23 protein-coding genes are annotated in these 25164 nt (G+C 48.6%); 16 read left to right on the plus strand and 7 right to left on the minus strand.

The genetic code is table 11. The features are described from left to right. Positions 1–47: 47 nt before the first annotated feature. The 4 genes from ACR1R9_RS04220 to nagZ are packed head-to-tail and all read left to right on the plus strand — an operon-like array spanning position 48 to position 7751. Complete coding sequence (locus ACR1R9_RS04220) at positions 48–2324, plus strand: Ig-like domain-containing protein (protein ID WP_433921649.1); 2277 nt, start codon at positions 48–50, stop codon at positions 2322–2324. Positions 2325–2363: 39 nt separating this feature from the next. Next, positions 2364–3146 (plus strand): glucosamine-6-phosphate deaminase, encoded by a 783-nt coding sequence (locus ACR1R9_RS04225; RefSeq protein WP_433921648.1) that lies wholly within the window; start codon positions 2364–2366, stop codon positions 3144–3146. Beyond that, positions 3143–4300, plus strand: a complete 1158-nt coding sequence (locus ACR1R9_RS04230; protein ID WP_343054933.1) for an N-acetylglucosamine-6-phosphate deacetylase — start codon at positions 3143–3145, stop codon at positions 4298–4300. The genes ACR1R9_RS04225 and ACR1R9_RS04230 overlap by 4 nt, the downstream gene beginning before the upstream one ends. 16 nt (positions 4301–4316) lie before the next feature. Continuing rightward, the gene (gene nagZ / locus ACR1R9_RS04235; RefSeq protein ID WP_433921647.1) at positions 4317–7751 is read left to right on the plus strand and encodes a beta-N-acetylhexosaminidase; all 3435 of its coding nucleotides are present in this window, start codon (positions 4317–4319) and stop codon (positions 7749–7751) included. A 240-nt stretch (positions 7752–7991) separates the two neighbouring features. Here nagZ and ACR1R9_RS04240 read toward each other — a convergent pair whose 3' ends face one another. The 3 genes from ACR1R9_RS04240 to ACR1R9_RS04250 all read right to left on the minus strand — a co-directional run bounded on the left by ACR1R9_RS04240 (position 7992) and on the right by ACR1R9_RS04250 (position 10267). Continuing rightward, a complete protein-coding gene (locus tag ACR1R9_RS04240; protein WP_433921646.1) occupies positions 7992–8849 on the minus strand; it encodes a CPBP family glutamic-type intramembrane protease in 858 nt (285 codons plus the stop codon). A gap of 291 nt (positions 8850–9140) precedes the next feature. After that, on the minus strand, positions 9141–9860 hold the full coding sequence (locus ACR1R9_RS04245; protein ID WP_433921645.1) for an SDR family NAD(P)-dependent oxidoreductase: 720 nt from the start codon (positions 9858–9860) through the stop codon (positions 9141–9143). 44 nt (positions 9861–9904) lie between these two features. Continuing rightward, positions 9905–10267 carry a winged helix-turn-helix transcriptional regulator gene (locus ACR1R9_RS04250; RefSeq protein ID WP_433921644.1) on the minus strand — a complete coding sequence of 121 codons (363 nt, stop codon included), beginning with the start codon at positions 10265–10267 and terminating at the stop codon, positions 9905–9907. A gap of 198 nt (positions 10268–10465) precedes the next feature. On the opposite strand from ACR1R9_RS04250, the gene ACR1R9_RS04255 reads away from it, so the two are divergent. From ACR1R9_RS04255 to ACR1R9_RS04285, 7 genes are all read left to right on the plus strand, one after another. After that, positions 10466–11017, plus strand: coding sequence for an NAD(P)H-dependent oxidoreductase (locus ACR1R9_RS04255; protein ID WP_076287994.1), 552 nt, complete (start codon positions 10466–10468; stop codon positions 11015–11017). A gap of 478 nt (positions 11018–11495) precedes the next feature. Next, positions 11496–11855, plus strand: coding sequence for a hypothetical protein (locus tag ACR1R9_RS04260; RefSeq protein WP_433921643.1), 360 nt, complete (start codon positions 11496–11498; stop codon positions 11853–11855). A 37-nt stretch (positions 11856–11892) separates the two neighbouring features. Further along, positions 11893–13470, plus strand: a complete 1578-nt coding sequence (locus ACR1R9_RS04265; protein ID WP_433921642.1) for an exosporium glycoprotein BclB-related protein — start codon at positions 11893–11895, stop codon at positions 13468–13470. A 69-nt stretch (positions 13471–13539) separates the two neighbouring features. After that, positions 13540–13662 (plus strand): hypothetical protein, encoded by a 123-nt coding sequence (locus tag ACR1R9_RS04270; protein ID WP_256716745.1) that lies wholly within the window; start codon positions 13540–13542, stop codon positions 13660–13662. Positions 13663–13832: 170 nt separating this feature from the next. After that, a complete protein-coding gene (locus ACR1R9_RS04275; RefSeq protein ID WP_433921641.1) occupies positions 13833–14552 on the plus strand; it encodes an NAD(P)/FAD-dependent oxidoreductase in 720 nt (239 codons plus the stop codon). 41 nt (positions 14553–14593) lie between these two features. Then, positions 14594–14779 (plus strand): hypothetical protein, encoded by a 186-nt coding sequence (locus tag ACR1R9_RS04280; protein WP_433921640.1) that lies wholly within the window; start codon positions 14594–14596, stop codon positions 14777–14779. Positions 14780–14915: 136 nt separating this feature from the next. After that, on the plus strand, positions 14916–15503 hold the full coding sequence (locus ACR1R9_RS04285; RefSeq protein WP_433921639.1) for an imm11 family protein: 588 nt from the start codon (positions 14916–14918) through the stop codon (positions 15501–15503). A 62-nt stretch (positions 15504–15565) separates the two neighbouring features. Here ACR1R9_RS04285 and ACR1R9_RS04290 read toward each other — a convergent pair whose 3' ends face one another. Both ACR1R9_RS04290 and ACR1R9_RS04295 read right to left on the minus strand, forming a co-directional pair. Next, complete coding sequence (locus tag ACR1R9_RS04290; protein ID WP_433921638.1) at positions 15566–16402, minus strand: sulfurtransferase; 837 nt, start codon at positions 16400–16402, stop codon at positions 15566–15568. 99 nt (positions 16403–16501) lie between these two features. Further along, the gene (locus ACR1R9_RS04295) at positions 16502–17446 is read right to left on the minus strand and encodes a DMT family transporter (protein ID WP_433921637.1); all 945 of its coding nucleotides are present in this window, start codon (positions 17444–17446) and stop codon (positions 16502–16504) included. Between the two features lie 229 nt (positions 17447–17675). Here ACR1R9_RS04295 and ACR1R9_RS04300 point away from each other — a divergent pair, with 229 nt between their 5' ends. The 3 genes from ACR1R9_RS04300 to ACR1R9_RS04310 all read left to right on the plus strand — a co-directional run bounded on the left by ACR1R9_RS04300 (position 17676) and on the right by ACR1R9_RS04310 (position 20303). Beyond that, positions 17676–18578: a polysaccharide deacetylase family protein gene (locus ACR1R9_RS04300; protein ID WP_433921636.1), complete on the plus strand. Its 903-nt coding sequence runs from the start codon at positions 17676–17678 to the stop codon at positions 18576–18578. Between the two features lie 41 nt (positions 18579–18619). Continuing rightward, on the plus strand, positions 18620–19273 hold the full coding sequence (locus ACR1R9_RS04305; RefSeq protein ID WP_076288000.1) for a YkyA family protein: 654 nt from the start codon (positions 18620–18622) through the stop codon (positions 19271–19273). Between the two features lie 142 nt (positions 19274–19415). After that, on the plus strand, positions 19416–20303 hold the full coding sequence (locus ACR1R9_RS04310; protein ID WP_175383213.1) for a hypothetical protein: 888 nt from the start codon (positions 19416–19418) through the stop codon (positions 20301–20303). 137 nt (positions 20304–20440) lie between these two features. Here ACR1R9_RS04310 and ACR1R9_RS04315 read toward each other — a convergent pair whose 3' ends face one another. Both ACR1R9_RS04315 and ACR1R9_RS04320 read right to left on the minus strand, forming a co-directional pair. Further along, positions 20441–21613 (minus strand): mannitol-1-phosphate 5-dehydrogenase, encoded by a 1173-nt coding sequence (locus tag ACR1R9_RS04315; RefSeq protein WP_376035999.1) that lies wholly within the window; start codon positions 21611–21613, stop codon positions 20441–20443. 47 nt (positions 21614–21660) lie between these two features. Beyond that, complete coding sequence (locus tag ACR1R9_RS04320) at positions 21661–22329, minus strand: HAD family hydrolase (RefSeq protein WP_433921635.1); 669 nt, start codon at positions 22327–22329, stop codon at positions 21661–21663. Positions 22330–22855: 526 nt separating this feature from the next. Here ACR1R9_RS04320 and ACR1R9_RS04325 point away from each other — a divergent pair. Both ACR1R9_RS04325 and ACR1R9_RS04330 read left to right on the plus strand, forming a co-directional pair. Then, positions 22856–23779, plus strand: coding sequence for an ADP-ribosylglycohydrolase family protein (locus ACR1R9_RS04325; protein ID WP_433921634.1), 924 nt, complete (start codon positions 22856–22858; stop codon positions 23777–23779). 25 nt (positions 23780–23804) lie between these two features. After that, positions 23805–25055, plus strand: a complete 1251-nt coding sequence (locus ACR1R9_RS04330; RefSeq protein WP_433921633.1) for an MFS transporter — start codon at positions 23805–23807, stop codon at positions 25053–25055. The last annotated feature ends 109 nt before the right edge of the window (positions 25056–25164 follow it).

Below are 25164 nucleotides of genomic sequence, written 5' to 3' on the forward strand. Positions count from 1 at the left end.
CACAGGAATCCTAGACCATTACAGAATGGCAAAAGGAGGCTTCGCTTATGAAAAAGCAGCATCTGCGTGTGTACTCCGGATTCAAACTGGGATTGTTTCTGTTGATCTGTATGGTGACGATTGGAATAGCTGTCCCTGGCAAGGCAGAAGCGGCGGGTTCAATTTCACTGGACGCGCCTGCGGGCGGGTATGTGTCGGATGGAGGGCTGGTGGAAATTGGGGGCAGTTATACCGACTTGTATGACATTCGACTATTTGTGGACGGAACGGCTCAATTCGAAGTGGTATTAAATGATCCGGATGGGGATGACAGCGGCACATGGTCTTATATGCTGGATACCTCAGCTTATAACGGGACCGTGGAACTGGTGGTTCGTGGACTGGATACGTCCACCCGTTACGGGGTATGGGGAGCGGCTGCCGTCCTTACCGTTAATAACCCGGCAGGTGCTGTTCCTGTAGTAACCATCACTGGACCATCTGAGGGCGTTTCTCTTAGCGGCCAGGTGGAGATCTCTGTAGAGACCAGCTCTCCACTTCCGATCATGCTGGTAGAGGTTCGGGTGAACCGCGGGCCATGGGAGGAAGCTGTTCAGCAAGGTCCTGCATATGTATACACCTGGGACACGGCGGGACTTGGCGATCGCACGGTCAGTCTTGAGGCCAGAGCGGCCAGCGCACCGGGGCGTTATGGTTATAGCCCGACGGTGTATGCTCAGGTTGGAACCGGGACGCATGAGACTGCCGTACCTCTTCCTGTACAGGAGCGCGCTATGTGGATCTGGGAACCGGAAAGCTATAAGCTGCTGCTCAACCCTGGATCGCGCCAGGTGCTGGAGTCATTCATCACCGATACGCAGACATTCGGCCAAACACCGGTCCAGACGCTTTATCTTGCAGTAGGCGGTTATGCCGGATACGATGCACTGGAAGCGCAGGAAGTCGAGTTGCGTTCTTTCGTGAGTTGGGCGCACAGCAAAAATTTGCAGGTGCATGCGTTAATTGCAGGCGGCACTACGCCGGCCTATATGGGCGCTTACGAGAAGTATCACCATCATGCTGTGCAGGAAATGGAGCAGGTGATCAATTACAATCTTGCAGCGGGGGATACGGAGAAGTTTGACGGAATCAATGTGGATATTGAGCCTTATATCTCTCCCGACTTTAAAGACCCAAGTCATTTCCTGCAGAAGGAATACCTGGATGGCCTGCAAAAGATGATTGATCGCCGGGATACCGCAGGTATTTGGCTTCCGTTCGGTCCTGCTGTTCCCAAGTGGTATGACACATCGGATCAAGCAGCGAATATTTCATGGAATGGCTCCAACAAATGGCTGTCTGAGCATGTTCAGGATATCTCTGATTATATCTCCATTATGGATTATCGGGATACGGCGGATGGCTCCGCTGGCATTATTGCCGGGGCTGCTGGAGAGCTGGCTTATGCGGATCAGATCGGTAAGCCGAATTCCGTGGTGATTGGTGTGGAAACGCTGGATATCGCCAATAGCGGAGACCCGGAGACCATTACCTTCTGGGAGGAGGGGCGTACCCACATGGAAGCCGAGCTGGATAAGGTATATGCAGCTTACGGGCAGAGCAGCGCCTTTGGCGGTATTGCCGTCCATCACTATGATTCCTACCGGGCACTTCCTTCTTATTGGGGGCCGGGCGGTGTAGTTTGGACAGCGCCGGATGATCAGGAAGCTCCTTCCGCCCTTTCAGGGGTTCCTTCCATTGAGGCGACTGATTATCAGACTGTACATCTGAATTATGGAATGGCTTCGGATAACATGGAAGTGGAACGCTATGTGATATACCGAAGTACCGTGCAGGGGTTCACGCCTGTGGCTGCGGATATCGTTGGACTCGCCCGCGCCCTGAATTACCAGGACAAGGGACTGCTGCCGGATACGACATACTACTATCGTATTGCGGCGCGTGATCTGCGTGGCAATATCGGGCCTCTCACCGATGAAGTGTCGGCGACCACTGGCAGCACCGCATTGAAGGCATTGATTGTAACGGACATGAATCTGGTCTATGGCGGATCAGGGGTATCCGTCACCATGAAGGTCAGAGATTATGATACAGGCGCAATAATTTCGGGGGCGAAAGTCGAGGGGAGATTTACTTATTCGGCGGGGCGTTACACCAGCGGGACAACAGGAATGGATGGGAGTGTGGCGCTTGTCTCGGAAGCGGTGGGACCGGGCAGACAGGTTGGTTTTGAACCGCGGAGAATCCGTTACAATGGCTATTACTACGCAGCAGGTCATGATTCGCCGCATACAACGCTGCTGATGTTGAATGCCGGCAATTAAACAAGCAGACGAGAAGTGGCTTGAAGGAGGAGGAAGCACATGAATGTGAATGACTTGGTGGAACCGCTCAAGACTCATAACGTTGAGCATATGTCTGTGCAGGTTTATACTGATCGGAATCAGATGGGAGCAGCGGCTGCGGCTGCGGTTGGGGCCAGATTAAGACAGCTGCTTCAGGATTCGGAGCGTCAGGTACGCATGGTGTTCGCTGCTGCTCCTTCGCAAAACGAATTGTATGAAGGTCTGGTACGGGAGCAAGGTATTGATTGGTCAAGGGTCTGTGCCTTTCATATGGATGAATATATGTATCTGCCGCCAACGGCTCCCCAGCGATTTGGTCAATATTTAACGGATCGGCTGTTCAGTCGGGTGCAGCCTGGGCGGGTGGAGCTGTTGGATGGGCTACAAGATGTGGAGCAGGAGTGTCAGAGATATGGAGACCTGCTACGTGCGGCTCCTATTGATATCGTCTGCCTCGGTATCGGAGAGAATGGGCATATCGCCTTCAATGATCCGCCTGTTGCCGATTTTGAAGATTCGAGAATCGTCAAAGCGGTAAAACTGGACGAAGCTTGTCGCCGTCAGCAGGTGAACGATGGGTGCTTTGCCCATCTGGAAGATGTGCCTGCGGAGGCGTTGACCCTGACTGTGCCAACGTTGATGGCTGGAAGGGAGCTGTTCGCAATTGTACCGGGAGCATCCAAGCGGCGTGCACTTGCGGCAGCTTTACATGATCCGATCAGCACGGCATGTCCTGCCACTATCCTGCGTACACATCCCGGAATCACGATGTTCACAGACCGGGAAGCCTACGGCCTGTGAGCGTGTCAATGATCGGGAAGCACTACAGAACAGGGCTGCCCATTGAGGTCGGGATCAGAGAGGGACGTATCACTGCTGTTACTGAACTTGAAATGTCGCCTCCCGGAGATTGCCTGCCCTGGCTTGCGCCTGGACTGGTGGATTTACAGGTGAACGGCGGATGGGGGCTGGATCTGAACACAGCCCCGCTATGTCCAGATACGGTAGTGCAGCTGACCCGGAAGCTGAAAAGCCAAGGTGTTACAAGCTTTTGCCCGACGTTGATTACGAACAGTTCCGTAAGGTTGGCTGAGGCGGCCTCCGTCATTGCAAAAGCCGTTCGGCTGAACCGGGATGCGGCCGAGGGAATTGTGGGCATTCATCTGGAAGGTCCATTCCTCTCGCCGGAGGATGGCCCACGCGGCGCCCACCCAAAGCAGCATATTGTTCCCCCTGATTGGGAGGCGCTCAGCCGTTGGCAGGATGCCGCCGATGGATTAATTCGCATCATTACCCTTTCACCCGAGTGGCCTGGTTCAGCTTCATTTATTGCCCGGTGCTGCGAATCCGGCATTCTTGTCTCGATTGGACATACGGCAGCAACGCCAGAGCAGATCAGGGAAGCGGTCTCCGCAGGAGCATTGATGTCTACACATCTTGGTAATGGTGCACACCTGATGCTTCCTCGTCATCCGAACTATCTGTGGGAGCAGCTGGCAGCCGATGAGCTGTATGGGTGCATGATAGCGGATGGTCATCATCTTCCGCTGTCTGTGCTGGCTGTAATTCTTCGGATGAAACGGAACCGCGCCATTCTTGTCAGCGATGCCGTCTCGTTGAGCGGTATGCCACCAGGTTCCTACCACCTGCATATCGGTGGAGATGTGGTATTGACGGCGGAAGGTCGGCTGCACCTTGCCGGCCAGCCGGAGCTGTTGGCTGGCTCGGCGATGATGCTTCCGGATCAGGTGGGGTATCTTGTGGAAGCGGGGCTGTCCGGGCTTCCCGATGCCTGGGACTGTGCATCGGTGCATCCGGCCCGGTTACTTGGGCTTGAACAGGCTGCTGGACTTGAGGTTGGAGCACCCGCCGATATCGTTAGCTTTAACATGGATGGTGGAAAGTTAAGTGTCTTGCAGTGCTGGAAGAATGGCCGGATCAGTCCACAGAGCTGAGAATAGGAGGAGAGCGATGCAGAGCTTGATACCACAACCGAAGCAGATTGCAGCGAGCGAAGGAGAAGCCTTGCGACTGAATGGCGAGGAAAGATGGAGTCTTTTCATGGAACAGGATGATCCCAGATTGGAAATTCATTGTCGCCGGGCATTTCCGGGGATGGAATATACATGCTCCAGAATAGAAAAGGGTTATTTATTAATAATCGAAAGTCTCTCAGGGCAGGAAACGCAGCAGGTAGTCGATGAGGAACATGGAGCCCCTGCCATTCATGAAGTCCTGGGAACACAACAGAAGAGCCCGACCATCCCTAGTTTCAGTTCGTTTACTCAACAAGACAGAACGGATCTGACTGGGTTGGACGGACGTCCACAAGGGTATAAGCTGGAGGTGTCGGCCGGAAGGGCTGAAGTCTACGCACTGGATGCGGCGGGTCTATTTTATGGATTGCAGACATTGGTACAACTGAATGGACCCGATGGGGTTATCCCGGCGGTGTCCATAACCGACTGGCCGGATACACCTATGCGGGCAATGAACTTTGACCTGCGTCAGACGTTCTCCAAGCCGGAACTGTTGACGAAGTATTTGGCTGAATTCGCCCGTTATAAGACGAACGCAATTTTGATTGAATATGAGGATAAGTTCCCATTTCAGTCGCATCCCGAGTTCGCACATCCAAAACATGCGTTAAGTCGTTCACAGCTGGAAGAATTGAAGCGGAGCGCCCACGATCACTTTATAGAGATTATTCCGCTCCAGCAGAGCTTTGGACATCTGGAATATGTATTACGCCACGAAGGTTGGCGGCATCTTCGCGAGACAGAGCAGTCCACCGGGGAGATCTGCCCATCGCATCCGGAAAGCTTTGGGTTGATAACCACTCTGCTCGAAGAGATGATCGACGCCCACCCGGATTCGCGTTATATTCACCTCGGGTGTGACGAGGTCTACAGCCTATGCGAGTGCGAACGCTGTAAAATCGAGTTTGGAGGCGTGCGGGAACGAGCTTTTATCGCCTTTTTGAACCGTCTGATTGCATTTACGGCAGAACGGGGAAAGCAGCCGATTTTCTGGCATGACATGCTGGATAAATGCCCGCCAGAGGAACTGGCTAAGCTGGATCGGCGAAGTGTCGCCATGATCTGGATCTACAACGGGCGCAATATCGAAGCGGAAGTTACTTCGCATGCCAATAAATTTAGGTCGCTCGGCATTGAAGTTATGGGGGCGCCAGCAGTCCGCAGCTTTGATTGGGCAGAACATCAGAATTATCCGGTACTGCTGAACCGGACAGACAACTTGCTTCAGTGGGCAGAGACGGCCGACAAACTGAATCTTGGTTGTGTAGTTGCTACCAACTGGACGGGGCCTTTCAGCCTCGGTGTTCCATATGGTATTTTTGAAACTACCTGGTATCCCATGCTACTGCACGCGGATTTGGCCTGGAACCGCAAAGCGAATACCGCCACCTTCATCGACCGGTTTCTGGAACAGTTTCATGGCATTGGTCCTGTTACCGGACACAACCTTCTCGGCAATTACAGAGTAGAGGATTATTATGATGTGATCTGGAAGCTGATGGACGAAGTGCTCGAGCACAAGGAAGAAGCGGAACTGATTGCGATCATGCATGATTTTGAGGTGGCGACAGATCGTTCTCGGGCAATCCATAAGTATGCTTACCGCTGGGAGCTGTATCCCGGAGACGATGCGGAGTGGCGCTCACTCCTTAACAATTATACGAGAAACCGCCGTGGACGTGAGAGGATCCTCCCTCGCATGAAGGCTGCGCTGGAGCGTTACCAGCCCTCTGATATGGCGGAGCACTTTGTGAAATCAAGGTTCTATCTGCATGATTATCTGGAGCGCACGCTCTATCAAGAACTGGGTCTGAACGCGATCCATACACAAACTGATCTGACGGTAATGAGTCTGGAAGACAAAATAGCCCTGATGTGCGTAGTAGGCACACCATCGACTCGGGCCGAGCCGGAGTTTCGCGGCAGAATGGCACAGCACCGATTCGGGGGGATCGGCATCTTTCCCCATAATATTGAGAGCGAGCAGCAGACACATACACTACTTGCAGAAGTAAAGAACATAGCCGGAGATAGCGGGAGCCTTTTGCCTTATTATGTTTCGGTAGATGAAGAGGGCGGCACCTTGTCCAAGTTTAAGTCCTTTTTTCCCTATGTTCCTGGCAACCGGGCAGTCGGGTTAAGTGAAGATCCGGAAGCCGCTCTTTTGCTCGGTAAAATCATCGGCAGTGAGCTGCACTCGCTTGGTATTCCCATGAACTGGGCACCAGTGCTGGATGTGAACACGCATATAGATAATCCGGTTGTGGGTGTTCGCTCCTTTGGAGAGGACCCGCAGCTGGTGGCCCAATTCGGCCGCGCCTATATTCAGGGGATGCATGAAGCGGGAGTGGCCGTGACGGCAAAGCATTTTCCCGGCCATGGGCAAGTGAGCGGAGACTCGCATATTGTTCTGCCCGAATGTGAACTGACGATTGAACAGTTGATGGAGGGGCCATTGCTTCCATTTGTTGAGGCAATTCAAGCCGGGGCGGATTCAATCATGATGGGGCATCTGGTGTTTCCTAACATTCCAGAATCCGGCGGACTTCCAGCCTCACTCAGTCGTTTTTTTGCCACGGAACTGCTGCGGAAACAGTTGGGCTTTACGGGGGTGATCTGTACCGATGACATAGAAATGGGGGCAATTCGCAAAAATTTCAGCCCGGAAGACGTGGGTGTGCTGGCTGTTCAGGCGGGGAACGATATGATCCTGATGTGCCATACGCCGGAGTTTCAGAGCCGGGTCATCGCGGGTATTCTGGCCGCTGTAAGGGATGGGCGCATTCACGAGTCGCGAATCGACGAGTCGGTTCTTCGTATTCGGCAGCTGCATGACCAATTCCGGATGTACCAGGCGTCTGCACAGCCGATTCCCATAGAGCAGTGGGGAGAGGCGGCACTGAAGCTGGCTCGTATGACTGTGAAAGTTAGCCGGGACCCGCAGGGTCTGCTGCCATTCAAGGATTCGCTGAAATATTTGCTGATACTGCCGCAGCAGGAGCAGCTGACTCAGGCCGATAATAGCGTTTCTGCGGAAATCAGGTTAGCCTCCCAATTAAAGGATGAAGGCTTGGCTGTGCAGACGTGCTACTGCGCGATGAAGCCCGATGCCGAACAGATAAAGTCCCTGATACAGCAAGCTGCTGATGCGGATGTCGTTATCCAGGGCACCCTTAATGCCCATCTATTCACAGGTCAGCTGGAACTGGCGGAGGCATTGGCTGCGGTTAAGCCATTGCTGAATCTGGTGCTGCGCAATCCCTATGATGACGCCGCACTGCCACAGACAGCCGGATGCATTCTGTTGTGCTCAACCTCCGATTATTCACTGCGGGCACTGGTGGAATGCATGACAGCATCAAAGTGACTTGTCAGTGATGAGCTGTTCAATAGGGAAATGAAACATATCTAAAAGCACAAAAGCTCGCATGTACTTTGTCAGTCTTCATACTTACAAGCGATCTAGTCTGAAAGTCAAAGATAAACGATAATGGATGAAAAACCGAAAAGCCCGCTACGTTGCGGGCTTTTGTCAGTCTTAAGTTGGATGTTTTTCCTTAAAACATATTTTCATCATTGCTCCGAATTTGGATTCAGAGATTTTTTCTTATAGCTGTTTTATGACAAGAGGCTTTCTCGACATCATCCATGCTGCAATCAGCAAGGCGAGAGCCACTAATATTCCGGATTCTCCAGTCCATAGCAGAACGTTTTTACCACTGGAAGATATATCAAAGGCATCCTGGATCACGGCATTCCAACATGCATGGAGGAGAATTGCAGGCCATATGCTGCCGGTTGTTAAGCGCAAGCGGCTGATCAGATAACTGAACGAGGTCACTGAAATCATAAACAGGATAACCGATAAGGCAGGATAGGGACCGGAATAATAATCCGCAAAAACCATTACGGGAAGGTGCCAGACACCCCAAATAATTCCGCTCGTCAGCACGGGTCTGGGTATACGGGCGTCGATTAGTCGAGTGAGCATATAGCCCCTCCAGCCGAGCTCCTCTCCTGAACTGCTGATTATACCGATTGCAGTACCCACAAACATTTGAAAAAGTATTGTTCCTGCAAGGATAACACCAGATGGGCCTTCAATGAATGAGTCCGGTGTAACATACTGAACTAGCCCCGTAATCCATGCGATTCCATAAGCAAATAAACCAATAACAACTGGAAAAAGCAAGATGAAAGGCAATGACTTCACTGTCTGCTTCCCACCAAACCGCAAGGAAATATCCGAGATGCCTTCTCGAAGTACTACACGGGCGAAGATAGAGGACAAGCCGGGTGTCCACATGAGAAGCAGACCGAAAATCGGTGCTTTCATGATCAGTACATAACTAAGGATGGAGAGAGGGATGAGCACGGCAAAGAAAACGAGCAGTCCTCGCCTGGCTTTTTGGACTTTTTCCTCCTCTGAACTCGTGCTGGGCATGGTGCTGAAATTTGTTCTCATTGTGATAGCTCCTTTTATCAAAATATGTATATCGCTTTGCAGTATAGCAGTGGATTTACCATAATCAGAACAAACTCAAGCCCAGTCTTTGTCCAAGACCCTAGCCCAGTAAGGACAGGACTAAAGTATAGTGACGTTTTTTTTAAATGAAGTGAATTTAAGCATCTTTTAGTCCATTTTATAAAATGTTAACTACCTTATTGCAGCACAAAGAGCACGTTTCAAACGCGCGCTTAATGTTTGTTTGTCTCTGGTTGTCACGGAGTTTTATTAATCCGTTTTGAATCTTAATTAAGCGTTCAAATCCGTAATTGCCGGCATATTAATTTCTTTTACACAGGCTGCATTGGACAGGCTAACGATGCATTTTACGATAGAAACCATATCCTGAAGCGGGATGCGTGTACCATTATATTCGGAAAGAGCGCGGTCGATGCCATCTTTATATGGAACTTCGCCTGCGAGCTCTCCCGGGTTGATGCACGTAACCGCGATCCGGTCTTTTCTTGTATGTTCTCTCAAGGCTTCTGTAACTCCACGAATGGCAAATTTGGAAGCGACAAAAGAAACCTGAGTACTGTTCGCATTGCTCAGACCCGCAGTCGAGCCAATAAGAATGATTTTTCCAGCTGTTGATTGCCTGAGGTGGGGCAATAATGCCTGAATGCTTACAATAGCAGATGTTACATTTACATGAATCAGATTACTGATCTCGGCGGGGGTGTCCTTATCGAACGTATAGTGGTCCTCGAACCCCTCTTTTTCCCAAATACCCACATTGTAAATGAGAACATCCAAAGTCTCGTTCTGAAGCGCATCGCAGATCTGTTCGGATGCATGGAGATCAGACAGATCTGCCTGTATCCATATGCGTTCTACTCCATCGTCTAGTTTCAAGTTATCAGGTTTCGTGCGAGACACGACCCAGACTTTATCACCTTGCTCAGGTACACCCCTGACAAATGCATCTCCTAATCCTTTGCTAGCACCGAATACAAGATAGTTTTTCAATTTAAGTGCTCCTTCTTCTCAAAGTGTCGGCTAAAGATTCCAGCTCAAAAAGCAGGCTCTTTGTTTTCCAATAGTATAATGTCTTCTCCTTGTTGTTGCCTTAATGCTATATTTTCCCGCCCCCATGTGCACATCACATCCATGATCTTGTTGGCGGTTACTCCATACTCTGTAAGACTGTATTCGACTTTGGGCGGCATCTGTTGGTAAACATGCCTTCTGACAAGGCCGTCTCTTTCAAGCTCGCGTAATTGCTGGATCAGGACCTTTTGCGAGATACCGTCTATACTGCGCTGTAACTCGCCTGTCCTTTTCACACCAGACATTAATAAACATATGATTAGCGCTTTCCATTTGCCGCCAATAATTTCGAGTGTCGCTTCGATTCCCAGGTTATATTGCTTCATGACATATCACCTCGTTCGTGTTAGATCTTGTTGATGCGGTATAACTATTCATTTTCTCACAATATGGCTGATGAAGTCCATACACACTCTGAAGTAACCATCTTACTTTCGAGTGTGTATTTTCTTTTTTTCAGGCTTATATGATAATGGCCATATTCAAAAAAAGCCTATAGCTGAAACGCGAAAGGAATGTTAATCATGAAAACACTCGTCATTCTGGCGCATCCCAATATAGAGGTTTCAAGAGTAAATCAACGCTGGAAAAAGGAGTTGTTGCAACACTCTGATATTACAATTCATGAGATTTATAAAGCCTATCCTGATTGGAACATCGATGTGTCCAGAGAACAGAAGTTACTCGAAGCATATGATCATATTATTTTGCAGTTTCCGTTATATTGGTATAGCTATCCACCTTTGTTGAAAAAGTGGTTAGATGATGTTTTTACTTACGGATGGGCGTACGGATCAACAGGTAACAAACTGCATGGGAAAAAGATGGGCTTGGCTATATCCATTGGTGATAAGAAGGAAAATTACACGAGGGATGGTTCAGTGTCCTTTACCGTAGATGAGGTGGTGACCCCCTTTAAAGCCAGCATAAATCATGTTGGCGCCGTAGCGTTACCGTATTTTGCAGTCTTTGGTGCCTCATTCCAAGCTACTGATGCAGAAATTAACCAAAGCGCACAAAATTATATCCGTTATATCTATGAGTATCAGAATGAAGTGGGGAATCTATCGATTTAAACAGAGCGATGCAGTCGTTAAAATAAGTTATAATTCAGAACGGTGCTAACGGGAGCAAAAAACGTGTGTCAGATGGATTAAACCTAAATAACTATGAAAAGGGCTGTCCCAAAAGTCATGAGTATGACTTTTGGGACAGCCCTTTTGACACGAAAACACGAGACTACACAAGACTGGTTTGTTGTATAAAGCTATGTTAAATCATCTTTTTGTTCCCGATTGTTGGAAAAGGTTCTTTTGAGTTCTTTTAATAATGAAATGGTCTGCCACTCATCCCTCATCATATTCATATTACCCCTTTGTTTAAACGCAAGATTACGAAATTTATATATTGTTTCTTGCCGTAATCTTATATGTCTTATGAAGAATGGTGAATTGACGCCTGTCTTTTGTCCACACCGTTGGTTTAATGTTTGAATATTACTATTCATGTGAGCTTAAGAGAGTAAGAGGTTCATAAAAAGGTGGGATGGGGAAGATGGCTATTTTATCAACTGGGCCGATCGAAAACAATCCGGTTTCTGGTGTTAGACCAACACAACAGGTAACGATTAGGTTGGTGAGTCGGGCTGCTGTTGACTCTGTAACAGTCTCTGTTCAGGGGTATGTGCTAAGCACAACAAGAATGCTCTATGTGAGCGAAGTGATCAGCATTGCACCTAATGAAGCAGTGACCAGAAATTATTTTGCAGATTTAGATGCTTTTGAGTTTGTTTTTGAAACCAATACAGAAGGTGCGGAAGAAGTAGGGATCTCAGTATGGGGCAAACAAGCGTCGGGACAATTGGTAGATGCACACCGGGTGGTGGAGCACGAAAAAACAGTTAAAAACATCTAGCAGATAAAATCTACTCAAAAGAAAGGGGAGAGTAACGATGAGCTTTTTATCAACAGGGCCGTTAGAAAATAATTCTGTTAGTGGTGTTAGGCCGACTCAGTCAGTTACTGTCAGAATGGATAACCGCAGCGATGTGACAGCCTCAACTATACAGATACAAGGGTATTACATGAGTGGTGGATTGAGGATTTTGTATGTCAGTGAATCTTTTGACATCGCACCAAATCAAGTGATAACCAACAGCTACTATGCCAATTTTGATGCCTTCGAGTTTACTTTCACAACAACAGCTATGGTTGATGATCCTGTTCAAGTATCAGTGTGGGGTAAGAGCAGCACAGGCTCTTTGGTAACAGCCCATCGTTTAGTTTCTTCGGAATTACTGGGTGAAATCCCAAGCAGCACTGGAGCTACAGGCACAACCGGAGCTACGGGAGCAACAGGCACACCAGGTGCAACCGGTATAACGGGAGCAACAGGCATACCAGGTGTAACTGGAGCTACGGGAGCAACAGGCACACCAGGTGCAACCGGAGTAACGGGAGCAACAGGTACCGCAGGCACAACCGGAGTAACGGGAGCAACAGGCACACCAGGTGCAACCGGAGTAACGGGGGCAACAGGTACACCAGGCGAAACGGGAGTAACGGGAGCAACAGGGACAGCAGGCACAACGGGAGTAACGGGAGCAACAGGCACACCAGGTACAACGGGAGTAACGGGAGCGACAGGCACACCGGGTACAACCGGAGTAACGGGAGCGACAGGCACACCAGGTACAACCGGAGTAACGGGAGCAACAGGCACACCAGGTACAACCGGAGTAACGGGAGCGACAGGCACACCGGGTACAACTGGGGTAACGGGAGCGACAGGTACACCAGGTACAACTGGAGTAACGGGAGCAACAGGCACACCAGGTACAACCGGAGTAACGGGAGCAACAGGCACACCGGGTACAACTGGAGTAACGGGAGCGACAGGCACAGCAGGCACAACTGGAGTAACGGGAGCGACAGGTACAGCAGGTACAACGGGAGCTACGGGAGCGACAGGTACAGCAGGGGCAACCGGAGCTACAGGGGCAGCAGGTTCTGGAGCGATCATACCTTACGCATCAGGACTGCCTGTTGCGTTGACTACGGTATTAGGCGGACTTTTGAATACCTCCAGTTTAGTTGGATTTGGCAACAATGCTACAGGAATAAGTGTTAACGGAGGGATTATTGATCTCACAGGCGCTGCAGGCACCTTGCTTAACTTTGCTTTCTCGGCATCCCGTGCAGGAACGATTACTTCACTGGCCGCTTATTTCAGTACAACAGCTGGGCTTAGCTTGGTTGGATCTACAGTAACCATTACTGCACAATTATACCATTCGACTACACCTAATAACTCCTTTACGGCTGTACCGGGTGCATTGGTAACCTTGGCTCCACCACTGACCGGCATTTTGTCATTGGGCACAATATCCAGCGGATTGACCACAGGACTGAGTATTCCAGTAGCCGCCGGTGACCGCCTGCTTATGGTCTTCTCAGCATCAATAACAGCCGGAATTGATGTGGCTTCAACCATAGCCGGATATGCAAGCGGAAGTCTTACCATCACTTAATTTCGCTTTATATCAAGTCCAGAAACAGGGACCCCTTGCCGATCATGGCGGAGAGGTCCCTGTCTAAATGTGAGCGCATCAGTAGAGTATAGTACATTAGTTCAGATTGCAGGCTCCGTCTGGTATACGGTGTGCATCCTGTCCATCCTAATTCGTATTGCAGTCAATTGGAAGGATACGACAGTGGATTGAAATTGCGACATTATTGGCTAGCGTACTTGCTTTACCTCCAGTTAGTCCTCTTCAACAATACCCGGATTTTCTGTACAACTATTTGAGTCGCTCCAGCTCCGCTCATATGTTATAACCCCTAAGTATCATAACGCCTATGTTACAATAGGGTGAAAACGGAGGAGTCATTATTGATTAAACAAAAAATTGTGATTATTGGCGCAGGTATTGTCGGGGCATCCATGGCCTATCATCTGGCCAAACGAAATCAAGATGTAACCGTTATTGAACGACATCCTGAAGCGGCGCGTGAAGTCACGGAAAAATCGTTTGCCTGGATACATACGACTCATAGGGTGGCTCCCGATTACTGGCATTTGTACGATGCATCTTTGGAAGAATATCATACGCTTCAGCAAGAGTTACCCGAACTGAAAATTCATTGGAATGGAGCGCTAACTTGGGACACTCCACCCCTCAGGGAGCAACCCCACTTTCAAAAATTAAACCGGGAGCAGCTTGAGGTATTGGAGCCGAATCTGCTGGACTATCCGGACGAAGCGATGTATGTCAGCGAAGAAGGTGCGGTAGACCCCATAGAGATAACAGAGCTGTTGTTGAACAAAGCGAGGGAGTACGGAGCAAAGGTTCAGTTCGATACCAACGTTACACAGCTTCAGCAAGAAGGTTCCCGCTTGGTCGGCGTGCATACGTCCAACGGTTTTCTGGAGTCGGATGTCGTCGTATTGGCCGCAGGTGCAGGCGTCCCCGAACTTTGCAACCCGTTAGGTTATCCTGTGCCGGTTACGTCGTCGCCTACCATTCTGATTCGGATGAAATCGACGAGTCGGAGGAAAACGGACCAGAGGCGGTTGGTAAGCGAGCGTTCGACACGTTGCGTCGCAGTCTGAAAGATGGGAATCAACTGGAACTGGAAAGCATAAAGGTCGGGATGAGACCTATGCCTGAAGACGGCTATCCGATTGTGGGTTTCCAAGATCACGTAAAAGGACTTTATCTAACCGTGATGCATTCTGCAATTACGCTGGCGCCGCTGATTGCACGTCTGGCTGCAAGTGAAATCATCGATCGGGAATCAAGAAGTGAATTAGAACCTTGTCGACTCTCCCGATTTTAGGACCATACGAAAACGACAAAAGAGTACATCGCCACATGACAGATGTACTCCATATTACATAGTGCATAGCTGCTTAATTCTTTTGCCCCGCATAATTGATTGAAAAGCACTTAATTCGGAAAGGAGACTTCATTCTATGAACTATTATTTTCTGGAATCTCAATATCCACGTAGAGGGTTTATTAGTGGCGGCACGACCTTCACTCCCGAATTAGGTATGAATTATGTGGCGATAGAGAATCCGCTGCCAGAGGGGACAACGGCAGAGGTTGAGTTACTGTCTACGGTGCGCAACCTGAAAGTAGATTATTTTGAGACGATCACAGGAACGAGACACGTATCAGATCGTTTTAAAGCGCTGTTGGAGGAAACTAAAACAAACATACAGTTTATTCCGACAACTGTGTGTTACCACGACGGTCGTTCGGTTGAAAAAACCTATTGGACTGTACATCAACTTGATCGCTTGGATGTTTTCGATTATGAAAATTCGGAATATGGGCGCAAAGGGGTCATTGCTGCATCTGTACAACAGCCTCCACGTAAGATCGTCAAAGTTGTATCTCAAATTTGCCTTCATGAAGAGCGAATTGGCGAGCATGAATTTTTTATGTTGGATTATATAAATATCTTCAAACCCATTATTTCAAAAGATTTTTACGAGGTATGCCGAAAACATAAGCTGAATCTGAGCGTTACAGAAGTCGGAAATTTAAGCATCTAAAATTCTACATGGATATAATGAAAGCACAAAAAAAGCCCGCGTTTGACGCGGGCTCTTAGTTCTTATTCTTCCCCCGTCGCCACCAGATTCTCCTCATAACTAATCCAATCCGACCAACTTCCGGAATACAACTTCACATTCGTATATCCCGCTTCTTCCAGCGCAATCACGTTCGGGCAGGCGGACACACCGGAGCCACAATACACGATAATCGCGCCATCCTTGTCCAACTTGCTGAAACGCTCTTCTAACACCCCAGTATCTGTCCAACGTCCATCCCAATCCAACACATCTTTCCAAAAATAATTCACCGCACCCGGAATATGTCCGGCCTTGGCATCAATGGGTTCCTCTAGACCCGCATAGCGGCGAGCATCACGGGAGTCGATTAGTACAGCTGAGCCGTCAGCAGATGCTTGCTGCACATCCTCAACACTCGCCAAAAGTCCTGACTGCACATTCACCTCAAACGAAGCTGGAATCTGAACCGGCACATCCGTAGTCACTGGAAACTTGGCATTCTGCCAGGCGGAGAGCCCTTCGTCCATGACATACACCTGTTCATGTCCCAGGTAACGAAGTAACCACCACAACCGCGATGCGTTCATACCACCTTGGTCATCGTAGGCAATAATACGTGCATTCGAGCCGATGCCTGCTTTGGAGAGACGAGTTGCCAGTTCAGCCGGATCTGGTAGCGGGTGACGTCCTCCGTGGGTAGATACAGGAGCGGATAGATCCTTTTCCAGATCGAGATAAACTGCACCAGGAATATGTCCAGCTTCATAGGCTTGTCTTCCGGCATCCGGTTGACCGAGCAGGAATCGGCAATCGGCAATGACGACATCTGGTTCATACATTCTGGCGAGCAGCCAGCGCATGGATACAATATTTTTCATGAAAACACACCGCCTTATATGTAGTGGGATGGATTCAACCGGAATCTGCGTGGTGCAGGTCCCAGTTGTTTTTTACAAAAATCCTAATACAAACGCAAGTTACACCGCTGTAGGTTCGACTGGTCCTTTTCCAGCTACAGGAGCATCTGAGGGAATGGGCTGTGGTTTGGTTTTGCCATACCGAATGAAGATCCATACTCCGAAAATAATGACAACCCCGGCAGACATCTGAAGCCCGTTGAGGGATTCACCGAGTAGCATCCAGGCCAGCAGAGAGGAAAATACAGGTTCCCCCAGTACCCCCATCGATACTGTCGTGGCATTCATATATTGAAGCAGCCAGTTGAAGAGATAATGTCCAAAGATCGTTGGCACGATGGCGAGCAACAGGAAAATTCCCCACTCAGAAGCCGCATAACCGCCAAACGGGTGACCACTAACCAGATTATATACCGCAAGCGTACAGGCAGCTACGAAAAATACCCAGAAGTTATACGAAAAGGCACTTAGTCCGGCACGCAAAAACTGTCCAAGCAGCATGTGTACCGCCACAGCGATCGTTCCGAGCAAAGAAAGAATATCCCCCCGTAGCGCTGTGCCTGCCAACTGGAAATCTCCAGCTCCAATAGCGATCGATCCAAGCAGGGCAACGCCCATACCGATGATCATCATGCGGTTGATTTTGGCTTTGAACAGCCAGACAGAACCGGCGAGAATTAATATAGGCTCCAAAGCGAGAATGACCGTTGAACTGGCTACACTCGTAAGCCGAAGCGATCCCATCCAGAGCAGAAAGTGCAGTGCAAGCATCACGCCGGATGCGAGAAGTAAAGCCCACTGTCTGAAGTTTAAACGCATCATCTCGTGCCGATATTTCCACACAAAAGGCAGCATCAGCAGATTGGTGAGGAACAGTCGGTACATCGCGATGACGGCGACGTCGGCTGTGGACCAGCGTACAAAGATGGAAGAAAACGAAATGGCAATAATGCCGACAAAGAATAGCAGAAAGATCGATCTGCCGGCACGGTTCAAGCTAGTCATGGATGTAGCTCCTTCTTGAAGTCAAATGGCGTAAATCAATTTATTATACAGGAGATTGTATCCGCAGGAAAAGCATAAGAAAAGAAATAGATAAGTAGATTGTAACCGGGCTTGTAACTATTCTGTCATTCTCCAGGACCATTTTTCTATTAATCTTCTATATAGAGACATGAAACGATATAATGTACCAATAATCGGGAAAAAATGAAAGTAAGGAAGTGGCCTGGAAGTGAGAGTTCAACAACAGAGAGCGGGAGAGAGTGGCGGCATTCCGCATAGAACAAGCCGAACCAAGACGCATGGAAGAAGAAAAATCCGGTATGGGAGACTGAGTGCTGCGCTGGCGCTTCTGGCACTGCTCATTATCGGTTTAACATATGCATTCATTGGCATGACGCACTGGATCAAGGATTATGTAGCACCTCCGCCAGTAGCTGCGATTGAACAGCCAACCAAGCTTGGCATGATTGAAATGACACCGGAGTCCAAAGAGGAACCTGCGCGGTTCCAGGGTCAGGTGCGCAAGCTGGCATACATAACGTTTGATGATGGACCAAGTGTATATACCGATCAACTGCTGGATATTTTGAAACAGCATGAGGCAAAGGCAACCTTTTTCATGATTGGACGTCAGTTGAATCAACACAAGGAAGCAGTGGAGCGGCTTGTCAAAGAGGGCAGTTATCCGGGGCTTCACAGCATGACACATAACTATAACAAATTGTATAAGAGCGGAAGCTCCTCTAATTTTGTGAAGGAGTTCAAAAAGGAGCAGAAGATGGTCAAGGATCTGATCGGTTTTACGCCGCATCTGATTCGTGCTCCATACGGCAGTAGTCCCCAGATCGGAGAAGACTTCAGGGGCGACATTGCTGCGGCTGGATTTAAAATGTGGGATTGGACCACCGACTCCCTCGACTGGAATCTTCCCGGTCAGCCGGACAAAATCGTGGAACGGGTTAGCAGCAGTGTACATCGGGATAAGGAAGTGATTCTGATGCATGAGCGCGAGCAAACGGTACAGGCACTGCCACGCATTTTGAAACTGCTCGAAGATCGGGGTTATGAGTTTGAGGTCTACGATCCGATTGCACATTGGGTATCCAATTTTAGCGCAGACACCCGCCTGTAAGAATAACAACATAGCAGTTGCAAGAGAGGAGGCACCCCGAGGTGCTTAAAAGAAAAAAGATAGCTTTGGCCGGGGTCAGCATATTGCTGGCTCTGCTTGTCAGTGCTTGCGGTCAGCCACAGGAACCTGCGGCAAATCAAGTCAATCAATTAATTCTTACCGATCAGGAGATGAACCAGAGCCTGAAGGAACTTGTTCATCATGAACGGGAAGACATGGAATTATACGGATCGATACTGAGTAAAGGAAAGAACAAAAACAGTAATCTGGAGGCCTTGCTCGATCAGGCAAACGGACATATTGCCGAGCGAAGAACATTGCTGGAACAAGCTGAAGCCGTGATGAGCCGGACTAAAGAACAGATGGAAGAGCTGCGAACTTCGTTGGATCAGTTATCCTTTGAAAAAGAAGAGAACCTGGCTCAAGCCCACACGGTATTGGATCAGTATGAGCAAAGAGCTGCGTCATTTGAAGCGTTTGTTGCCTCCTATAGGCAGAGCCTTGATGCGGACGAGCAGTTATATGCATTGATGAGAGGCAATGTGGAGCCCAATTTGGTTAAAATCAAACGTGCGATTCGGGAACGGAACAGCCAATATGCCAAAGTTGCCGAGTTAAGACAGCAGTTTAACAAGCAGACAAAAGCTTTTAACGGAGCCAATGCGAAACTTGTGCAAATGGAGCAAGCCGGCTGAGTATTCATGGTGTCAAAGAAGCATTGAACACTTTCTATGATTGAGCGACGGGTCAGCCGTGTAAGTAATACTAAGCTGTCAAGTTAACAAGTCAGGCAACATGGACAAACATCATTGCGTATAAGCTAACGGAGGTGTTCATATGCGAAATACTATGAATATTAGTGCATCATTACTTGTTTTGGTTATGGGATTCTCGCTTGTAGCCTGCGGCAATAGTAGCCCTACTGCTCAGCCACCCGCGAATAATACAGAAGAACAGACACCGGCACCAGGGAAGCAGCCTGAGGAAAGTGCTGTGATTGAAGCGGAAGGCATTTTGACCGGATGGGCAGATCCGCACACGGTTGAAATTCGTGTGAAAGAGGAACCGATGTCTTTCCAGGTGGGTGAAGATCTGCAGAAATCTTTGGATGACATTGACGATGAAGATTCCGTTCAATTCAAATATGTAGAGAAAGCCATTCAAGGCGATACAACGATTAAACAGCTGGTGCTTACGGAAATCGCCAAGGTCGAGTCCAATGATGGTAACGGTACGAATGCAGGTGGTAATGTTACATCTGATCGTGCCAAAACATCCGAGCTGGAAGTGACCGTGGAAGGCATGACCGAAAAGCGCCCGGTTACACTGGCTCAAGGCAAAGGGTATTCATTATATGTGTTTGAACCAATGGTTTACGATGCGGATGATCATGAATTGACCATGAAGATTGATCCGGATTACGAGGTCGAGATTGAAAAACTGCCTTCGGATTATAACCTGAATGAACTGAAAGTGGATGCGAAGAAAGATCTGTCAGAAACCGGAGCGGTCAAGCAATTAAGTGAGGAAAAGCTTAGCAATGGTCCGATGAAAGAGGCAAAATTGTTCATGATGTCTCAAAACAATAAGAAAACGGAGTATTTCATCGTGAAAGAGCTGGATGGCAATGGCTTCGCTTTCCATATCCATGCACCGGTTGGCGAACCTTCAGAGGGCTTCCTGCCTATGGTTTATGCCTCCATCAATTCCATCATGAACGAGTAAGCGTGCTTCGATAATAAATATGTATGCCTTGAGTTTGAAAAGCCGGAAGGAACGATGCGATAAGCATAGGTTCCTCCCGGCTTTTTGTTCGTATGTCTATTCAGTTTGCGGGATCAAACTCTTTGACCTATTGTTAATCAGGTTAAAATGGTTGATTCCTGTCGCCCTTTGAGCTCTTCATAACGGGCAACGGCATGCTGATGGACGGGATGTTCGTCGGGAATTCCCATGCGCTCACGAATGAAGGCAGAGACGCCATCTTCGCGAATCAGGTGTTGGAGCTTTATGGCTTCCTCGTCATGTTCATGATTGAACAGCATCGCGGCTGCCATAGCGGAAGTTAAATGAGGAATTTCAATTCCGAATTCGCAGGCCTGCATCGCTGGGCGAACAAGCCGGTCGTAAGGCGATAACTTGCGAAGGGGCGAACGTCCGACCCGTGTTACCTGATCCGTCAGGTTCGGATTGGCAAAACGTTCGAGAATCGTATCGATATATTTGCTGTGTTTCTGTGGATTAAAACCGTGCTTGGCGATGAGCATGGCTCCGGTTTCTTCCATCACTTTGCGTACCTTGGCACGAAGAGGTGCATGACTCATAGCTTGCCGGATTGTCTTAAATCCTTCAAGATATCCGAAGTATGCGGCAACGCAGTGACCGGTATTTACCGTAAACATTTTGCGCTCAATATAAGGTTCAAGAGAGTCCACGTAGTGCACACCTTCAATTTCCTTAAATCCTTCCAGCAGTGCAGGGCGATGAACCACCCATTCATAGAAAGGCTCAACGGTAACTTGTAGCGGGTCTTTATGATCCTGAGCGGGGACGATGCGGTCAACCGCTGCATTGGGGAATGAGACATAACGTTCTGCTTTTTCACGGGTTTCTACATCCAGAAACGGATATACCCGTTTTTTCAGCCGAGTGCTGCCTCCGATGGCATTTTCGCAAGCGATAATGTGAAGTGGTGCAGAATTATTATTTTTCATACGCAGATAGATGCCTTTGGCGATCGGTTCAGCGATATCTTCCAGCGCCGATACACCGACGGCTGTTGTGATCAGATCTGCTGAAGCAATCACTTCAGCAACGCGATCCTGTTCGCCGACACTAATGGCGGTTACGTTATTCACAATCGTTGTATCCTGATCCGCATTTGCGAGGGTAATGGGATATTCCTGCCTCTTTTGAAGCATGGCGATTTTCTTCGGGTTACGTGCGACAAAGCAGACTTCATAATCGGAAGCGGACAACATATGACCGATAAATCCGCGGCCAATATTGCCCGCACCAAAATGTACAGCTTTCATGTGTGAACTCCCCCTTTAAAGTTTGAAATGCGAAATTCGTTCAGTCTTTAGACCGTAGTGACGAGTGGTTTCGAAATCAAATCGTTAAATTCGAGGTCGGTCAAGCATGACAGCCGTTGGTGAGGCATATCGAAATCAAGTGTCCCGGTAATGGTATTCGAGATGACAACGCAGTGAATACCAGCCGCAGCAGCTGCACGCGCGCCGTTAGGTGAATCCTCAATCGCTACGGCTTCGTCTGCAGTTACTCCAAGGGCTTCAAGTGCTTGATTGTACAATGCAGGATCAGGCTTCACATGGGTAACATCATCTGCGGTGCGAATGACTTCAAAGTAATCCTTCAGCTTGAGCTGCTCCAGATGCTGTTCAACCCACTCTCGTTTGGAGCTTGAAGCGACAGCAAGTTTCAATCCAGCTTTGCGTGCAGCTTCCAGGTAGTTTTGGATACCGGGTCTTACCTGTTCTTTGTTCATTAATGCTGCATGATGCAACTGAACGGATTCCCTGAACGCTTCCCGATCGATCGGAAGATTCAAATCTGTGATGAGGTACTCATAAGGATTAAATGTTTTCAGACTGGTACCGATGCATTGCGAGTACATCTCCAGGGTTAAGTCTACGCCGTGTTCCTTGTAGGCATCACGAAAAGCAACATACCATGCTGTCTCCGTATCAATAATCGTTCCATCGAAATCAAAAACCAGTGCCTTAATCATAAATTTGTTCCTCCTGTTTCAGAATTAGTTTTGGGATAAAGCTAAATGAATTTCTCTGCCAATACACACTGTAATCTTTTTAACTTGCGGTACATTAGTTGACGTGAAAGCAAAGTTATAAATATTAATTTGGGAAAAAACAGGTGTATAAGCTAATGAAACCGTAACATAGGACAAACGGGAGGGTCAAGCGCGTTATGATTGTTTACATGTAAAACTTGCACATGGATGATGTGTTTTCAGAAAATTGTAAAAGTGGAAAAACGTTATACCCTTTGCGTGTAAGCGGTGTACTGGAAAACCTGTATTTTCAGTTTAAACGTATCAAACTTTTTTTAAGGAATTTTGGATAATTCAACCGTTCAACAGCTTTCGACACTTTTGTAATAGAAGAAAGGCAACTCAGCAAAGGGTTAAAATAAATTTGCAATCGAAATAACCTATTAAAATTCTTTACGCCATATCAAGCCATGTGGGAGAATGGAAGAAGTCATTTGAGAGTTAAATCGCGGAGGAGGGATCGAAGATGCTGTATAAGGATCGTTTCCAAGGTTGTTTGATTGGGCTTGCCGCGGGAGATGCACTGGGAACCACAGTGGAATTCAGCAGTCCCGGCACATTTAAGCCTGTTACCGATATTGTGGGCGGCGGGGTATTCGATTTGGCACCTGGACAGTGGACGGATGATACGTCGATGGCCCTGTGTCTGGCAGAAAGCTTGGTGAGAAAAGAGAACTTTGATCCCGGGGATCAGATGCGTAGATATACGAATTGGTATCAGGTGGGTTATATGAGCAGTACAGGAACCTGCTTTGATATTGGCGGGGCTACTCGCAGTGCCCTCGAACGGTTTGCAGCAACCGGTGAAGCGTATAGTGGTTCAACCAACCCGATGACTGCTGGGAATGGATCAATTATGCGGCTCGCACCTGTAGCTATGGCATATGCCAAGCAGCCGGATCAAGCAGTGCGGTATGCTGGGTTGAGTTCCAGAACGACACATGCTGCTGTTGAAAGTGTGGAAGCATGTGAAGTGCTGGCAGCAATATTGGTTGCAGGACTGCGCGGAGCGGACAAGGATGTCATATTACGGCCTGCTACCTGCCGTCAGTGGAGGGAAGAGAAATCTTTTTCACCAGCGATTGAAGAAATAGTCCAGGGATCATACCGGGATAAAGCACCGCCTGATATTCAGGGGAGCGGCTATGTTGTTCGTTCACTTGAAGCAGCGTTATGGGCATTCCATCAATCATCGACCTTCGAAGAGGGGGCGCTGCTGGCAGTGAATCTGGGTGATGATGCGGACACCACGGGAGCGGTATATGGGCAAATTGCCGGGGCGTACTATGGATTAAGCGGCATTCCGGCACACTGGCGAGAGAGGCTGGCCATGCAGGATACGCTAAGCGAATTGTCAGAGGCATTGTGGTCAAAGGCGGAAGCTAGATAGAAGAGACAGGAGAAGAGAACATCATATGCGTAAGACAGAATCATCACAAACGGAATCGGAAGGTACGAAGTCTGCTAAACGAGGAGCGTTTCCCTTATCCCTGTTATGTCTGACGGTAGGGGCTTTTGCCATTGGCATGACAGAGTTTATTATTATGGGCCTTCTGCCCAATGTAGCAACGGATTTGAATGTGAGCATCCCCCAAGCAGGGCAGTTAATTACGGGTTACGCGCTTGGTGTGGCGGTGGGTGCGCCTGTACTAACCGTGTTTACGCACAAGATACCGCAGAAAAAACTGCTGGTACTGCTAATGTGTATTTTTATCATCGGTAATGCATTGTCTGTTATTGCACCAACTTATGGGTTGCTCATCTCGGCACGTATTCTAACGGCATTCGCCCATGGTACGTTTCTGGGTGTAGGCTCGCTGATGGCAACACGATTGGTTGCACCGGAGAGAAGGGCCGGGGCGGTATCCGTAGTACTGGCTGGATTAACGATTGCCAATATTATCGGTGTGCCGTTTGGTACCTTCATTGGGCAGCAGCTAGGATGGCGGTCATCATTCGGAGCCATTACTATTCTGGGCATCATCTCATTGATGGGTATCATTCGTTTTATTCCGGTGATTCAGCAGGGACCACCAGCAAACCTGGGACAGCAATTCCGGAATCTGATTCGCCCCCAAGTGTTATTAATATTGCTGATTGGTGCGCTGGGCTGTGGAAGCCTGTTCGCTGTGTTCACCTATATAACACCAATGCTTGTCGATATTAGTGGATTTGCGGAGCAGAGCGTGACCTGGATTCTGGTGCTGTTCGGTGTCGGCGTTACATTGGGTAATATACTGGGGGGCCGTCTGGCAGACTGGAAGTTGATGCCTTCGTTGATGGTTAACTTCGGTATATTGGCAGTTCTGTTGGCGGCCTTAACGTTGACATTGGACAATCCGTATCTCGCGGTAATGACCATCTTCTGTTGGGGCGTTGCGGCTTTTGGTATTATGCCAGGGTTGCAAATTCGAATTATGAATATGACTCGCGAGGCACCGCTGCTGGCGACAACGTCGAGTCACTCGGCCTTTAATCTGGGCAACGCAGGTGGTGCCTATTTGGGCGGGTTTGCAATTACGCATACGGGACTTATCTCAGTACCGTTGTATGCAGCAGTTATTGCAGCACTTGGACTTGTTGGATTACTCATTAGCGTGACAATGGAACGCAAAACGAGAATGCCGGAAATCGCAGATGCTGTAGAGCCGGCACCGGTGAATTAAATACAGATAGGTAGACGCAGCCTTCACTCCGCATTAACGTGTGGATGGAGGCTGTTCTATGGATGGATTACAGTTTCAACTAGAAAAAGACAAACCAGCCAAGTTACAG

Origin of the sequence: Paenibacillus taichungensis (assembly GCF_050994985.1) — a bacterium.
In the GTDB taxonomy this organism is placed as follows: Bacteria; Bacillota; Bacilli; order Paenibacillales; family Paenibacillaceae; genus Paenibacillus; species Paenibacillus taichungensis.